Annotated in this window: 6 protein-coding genes and 1 pseudogene; all 7 read left to right on the top strand. The window is 58.7% G+C overall.

Annotated elements, in window-relative coordinates; all coding sequences use genetic code 11:
* Positions 1–258, top strand: a 258-nt coding sequence (locus ACIOWA_RS25730) for an iron-sulfur cluster assembly accessory protein (RefSeq protein ID WP_401162579.1), incomplete at its 5' end; no start/stop codon positions are given.
* An 8-nt stretch (positions 259–266) separates the two neighbouring features.
* On the top strand, positions 267–788 hold the full coding sequence (hscB, locus tag ACIOWA_RS25725) for a co-chaperone HscB (RefSeq protein ID WP_401162577.1): 522 nt from the start codon (positions 267–269) through the stop codon (positions 786–788).
* 51 nt (positions 789–839) lie between these two features.
* Entirely contained in the window at positions 840–2,705 is a 1,866-nt protein-coding gene (hscA, locus tag ACIOWA_RS25720) for a Fe-S protein assembly chaperone HscA (RefSeq protein WP_339465869.1), read from the top strand.
* Positions 2,705–3,046: an ISC system 2Fe-2S type ferredoxin gene (gene fdx / locus ACIOWA_RS25715; protein ID WP_007916885.1), complete on the top strand. Its 342-nt coding sequence runs from the start codon at positions 2,705–2,707 to the stop codon at positions 3,044–3,046. The genes hscA and fdx overlap by 1 nt, the downstream gene beginning before the upstream one ends.
* Before the next feature lie 14 nt (positions 3,047–3,060).
* Positions 3,061–3,261, top strand: a complete 201-nt coding sequence (iscX, locus tag ACIOWA_RS25710) for a Fe-S cluster assembly protein IscX (protein WP_339432826.1) — start codon at positions 3,061–3,063, stop codon at positions 3,259–3,261.
* A gap of 88 nt (positions 3,262–3,349) precedes the next feature.
* Complete coding sequence (gene ndk, locus ACIOWA_RS25705; protein WP_007916882.1) at positions 3,350–3,775, top strand: nucleoside-diphosphate kinase; 426 nt, start codon at positions 3,350–3,352, stop codon at positions 3,773–3,775.
* Between the two features lie 28 nt (positions 3,776–3,803).
* Positions 3,804–4,152, top strand: a pseudogene (locus tag ACIOWA_RS25700) (23S rRNA (adenine(2503)-C(2))-methyltransferase RlmN); the annotation flags it as partial.

Below are 4,152 nucleotides of genomic sequence, written 5' to 3'. Positions count from 1 at the left end.
GGTGAAGGGATTCGTCTGGGTGTTCGCACCACAGGTTGTTCCGGCCTTGCCTACGTGCTGGAGTTTGTCGACGAGGTGGTTGCAGAGGATCAGGTGTTCGAAAGTCACGGTGAAAAAGTGATTATCGACCCCAAAAGCCTGGCCTACCTGGACGGCACCGAGCTCGATTTCGTCAAGGAAGGGTTGAACGAAGGCTTCAAGTTCAACAACCCCAACGTGCGCGGCGAGTGTGGCTGCGGCGAAAGCTTCAACATCTGAGGCTTGTCGTGGGTATTCCTTGTCATTTCGCTTTATTCGAGCTGCAACCGAGTTTCCGTCTGGATCTCGAGCAGTTGGCCGCGCGCTATCGTGAGTTGGCGCGCGGCGTTCATCCTGACCGCTTTGCCGACGCTTCAGAGCGCGAGCAGCGGTCGGCTCTTGAGCAGTCTGCGCGTCTTAATGACGCTTATCAGACGCTCAAGAGCCCGGCCCAGCGTGCGCGCTACCTGCTGACCATCAGTGGGCATGAAGTGCCGATGGAGGTCACGGTCCACGACCCCGAGTTTCTTTTGCAGCAGATGCAATGGCGCGAAGAGCTCGAAGACCTTCAGGACAGCGCCGACCTGGACGGTGTCGCCGTATTCAAGCGTCGCCTGAAAGTGGCTCAGGAAGAACTCAATGAAAGCTTCGCAGCCTGTTGGGATGATGCAGCGCAACGCGAACAGGCCGAACGCCTGATGCGGCGCATGCAGTTCCTCGACAAGCTCGCCTACGAAGTGCGCCAGTTAGAAGAGCGCCTCGTCGATTAACCCAGTGCCGCTCCGGTCGCACGCCTGATCTACAGATAAGTCCTGATCACGATGGCCCTACTGCAGATCGCCGAACCCGGCCAAAGTCCTCAACCGCACCAGCGTCGTCTGGCTGTGGGGATTGACTTGGGCACTACCAATTCGCTGGTCGCTGCGTTGCGCAGTGGTCTTTCCGAGCCGCTGGCCGACGCTGACGGGCAGGTCATCCTGCCGTCCGCCGTGCGTTATCACGCCGATCGCGTCGAAGTCGGCGAGTCGGCCAAACTGGCCGCCGCTTCCGATCCCCTGAACACTGTGCTGTCGGTCAAGCGCTTGATGGGGCGTGGTCTGTCCGACGTCAAGCAATTGGGCGAGCAACTGCCCTATCGCTTTGTCGGCGGCGAATCGCACATGCCGTTCATCGATACCGTACAAGGCCCGAAAAGCCCGGTCGAGGTCTCGGCCGATATCCTCAAGGTGCTGCGTCAGCGTGCGGAAGCGACCTTGGGTGGCGAGTTGGTCGGGGCGGTGATCACCGTGCCAGCGTATTTCGATGATGCTCAGCGTCAGGCCACCAAGGATGCGGCGAAACTCGCCGGCCTCAATGTGCTGCGCCTGCTTAATGAGCCAACCGCAGCCGCTGTGGCTTACGGTCTGGATCAGCACGCCGAGGGCCTGGTCGCGATTTATGACTTGGGCGGCGGCACCTTCGATATTTCCATTTTGCGTCTGACCGGCGGTGTTTTCGAAGTCCTGGCCACTGGCGGCGACAGCGCGCTGGGCGGTGACGACTTCGATCACGCGATTGCCGGCTGGATCATCGAGAGTGCGGGTTTGTCCGCTGATCTCGACCCGGGCGCGCAACGTAATCTGCTGCAAACTGCTTGCGCAGCCAAAGAAGCCCTGACCGACTCGGCGACTGTTGAAGTGGCTTACGGTGACTGGAAAGCGCCGCTGACCCGCGAAGCTTTCGATGCGCTGATCGAGCCGATGGTCGCTCGCAGCCTGAAAGCATGCCGCCGCGCCGTTCGTGATTCCGGTGTTGAGCTGGAAGACGTACACGCCGTGGTCATGGTCGGTGGCTCGACCCGTGTTCCACGCGTTCGCGAAGCGGTCGCCGAAGCTTTCGGTCGTCAGCCATTGACGCAAATCGACCCGGATCAAGTGGTGGCCATTGGTGCCGCGATCCAGGCCGACACACTGGCTGGCAACAAGCGCGATGGCGGCGAACTGCTGCTGCTCGACGTGATTCCGCTGTCCCTGGGGCTGGAAACCATGGGTGGCTTGATGGAGAAAGTAATCCCGCGCAACACCACCATCCCCGTCGCACGCGCACAGGATTTCACCACTTATAAAGACGGCCAGTCGGCCATGGCGATCCATGTGCTGCAGGGTGAGCGTGAGCTGATCAGCGACTGCCGCTCCTTGGCGCGCTTCGAATTGCGCGGCATTCCGGCGATGGTGGCCGGTGCGGCGAAGATTCGCGTGACCTTCCAGGTCGATGCTGACGGTCTGCTCAGCGTTTCTGCCCGTGAACTGGGGTCGGGCGTTGAAGCGAGCATTCAGGTCAAGCCGTCCTACGGTCTGACCGACGGCGAAATCGCCAAGATGCTCAAGGATTCGTTCCAGCACGCCAATGACGATAAGGTCGCCCGCGTTCTGCGCGAGCAACAGGTGGATGCCCAGCGCCTGATCGAGGCTGTGCAAGGCGCTCTCGAGGTGGATGGCGAGCGTTTGCTCGACGCCGAAGAGCGCATGGTCATCGACCTGCAGGTGCAGGAGCTGGCCGAACTGATGAAAGGCACCGATGGTTACGCCATCGAGCAGCAGACCAAGCGTCTGTCGCAAGTGACCGACGCCTTTGCTGCCCGCCGGATGGATTTGACGGTGAAAGCCGCTCTGTCGGGGCGCAACCTGAATGAAATCGAGGATATCTGATGCCGCAGGTCATTTTTCTGCCCCACGAGAAGTTCTGCCCTGAAGGCATGGTGGTCGAGGCTGCGCCCGGCACATCGATTCTCGAACTGGCCCACGAACACCATATCGAGATGGAAAGCGCCTGCGGCGGCGTTTGCGCCTGCACCACTTGCCACTGCATCATCCGCGAGGGTTTTGACTCGATGGAAGAGGCTGACGAGCTGGAAGAGGACTTCCTCGATCGTGCCTGGGGTCTGGAGGCGCAATCGCGTCTGGCCTGTCAGGCTATCGTGGGTGAAGAAGACATCACCGTCGAGATTCCGAAATATTCGCTTAACCATGCGGCCGAAGCGCCGCACTGACTGGTACGACTGTCATGAGCTACGGTTGGAATGATGTTCAACGCATTGCAGAAGAATTGGCCGAAGCCAAGCCGGATGTAGATCCGCTTTCTGTGAATTTCGTCGACCTGCAGCAATGGATCAAGGAATTGCCCGACTTCGACGACACCTCTGGCCGCGTCGGCGAGAAGGTGTTGGAAGCGGTTCAGGCGCTCTGGATCGAAGAAGTAGACTGATCGTCCTCGCAGGTTAGGCAATACCCAAGAACCCGCGTATAATTCGCGGGTTTAATTTTTCGCAAATTACCGTTTCTGGAGTTACACCATGGCTGTTCAACGCACTTTCTCCATCATCAAGCCTGACGCTGTTGCAAAAAACGTCATCGGCGAAATCACCACTCGTTTCGAAAAAGCCGGCCTGCGCGTTGTAGCTTCGAAACTGAAGCAACTGTCCAAAGCCGAAGCTGAAGGCTTCTACGCTGAGCACAGCGCTCGTGGTTTCTTCGGCGACCTGGTTGCTTTCATGATCTCCGGCCCTGTTGTTGTTCAGGTTCTGGAAGGCGAAAACGCTATCGCTCTGAACCGTGAGCTGATGGGCGCTACCAACCCTAAAGAAGCTGCTGCCGGTACCATCCGCGCTGACTTCGCTGATTCCATCGACGCCAACGCTGTTCACGGTTCGGACTCCGAAGCCGCAGCTGCTCGTGAAATCTCGTACTTCTTCGCAGCTACTGAAGTAACCACTCGCTAAGCATTGGCTTAAGAGTGAAGGTGAATCCATGACTACATCGACTGTAAAAACCAACCTGCTGGGTCTGACTCAACAGGAAATGGAAAAATTCTTCGACTCAATCGGGGAGAAGCGTTTCCGTGCCGGTCAGGTAATGAAATGGATTCACCACTTTGGCGTCGATGATTTCGACGCCATGACGAACGTCAGCAAGGCCTTGCGCGACAAGCTCAAGGCTATTGCTGAAGTCCGTGGTCCTGAAGTGGTCAGCGAGGATATCTCCAGCGACGGCACCCGTAAGTGGGTGGTGCGCGTGGCGTCCGGCAGCTGCGTCGAGACCGTGTACATTCCCCAGGGCAAACGCGGCACTCTGTGCGTTTCGTCCCAGGCAGGCTGTG

The organism is Pseudomonas sp. NPDC087614 (assembly GCF_044743485.1).
Taxonomy (GTDB): Bacteria; Pseudomonadota; Gammaproteobacteria; order Pseudomonadales; family Pseudomonadaceae; genus Aquipseudomonas; species Aquipseudomonas baetica_A.
This window is presented reverse-complemented; position numbering and strand designations above follow the sequence as displayed.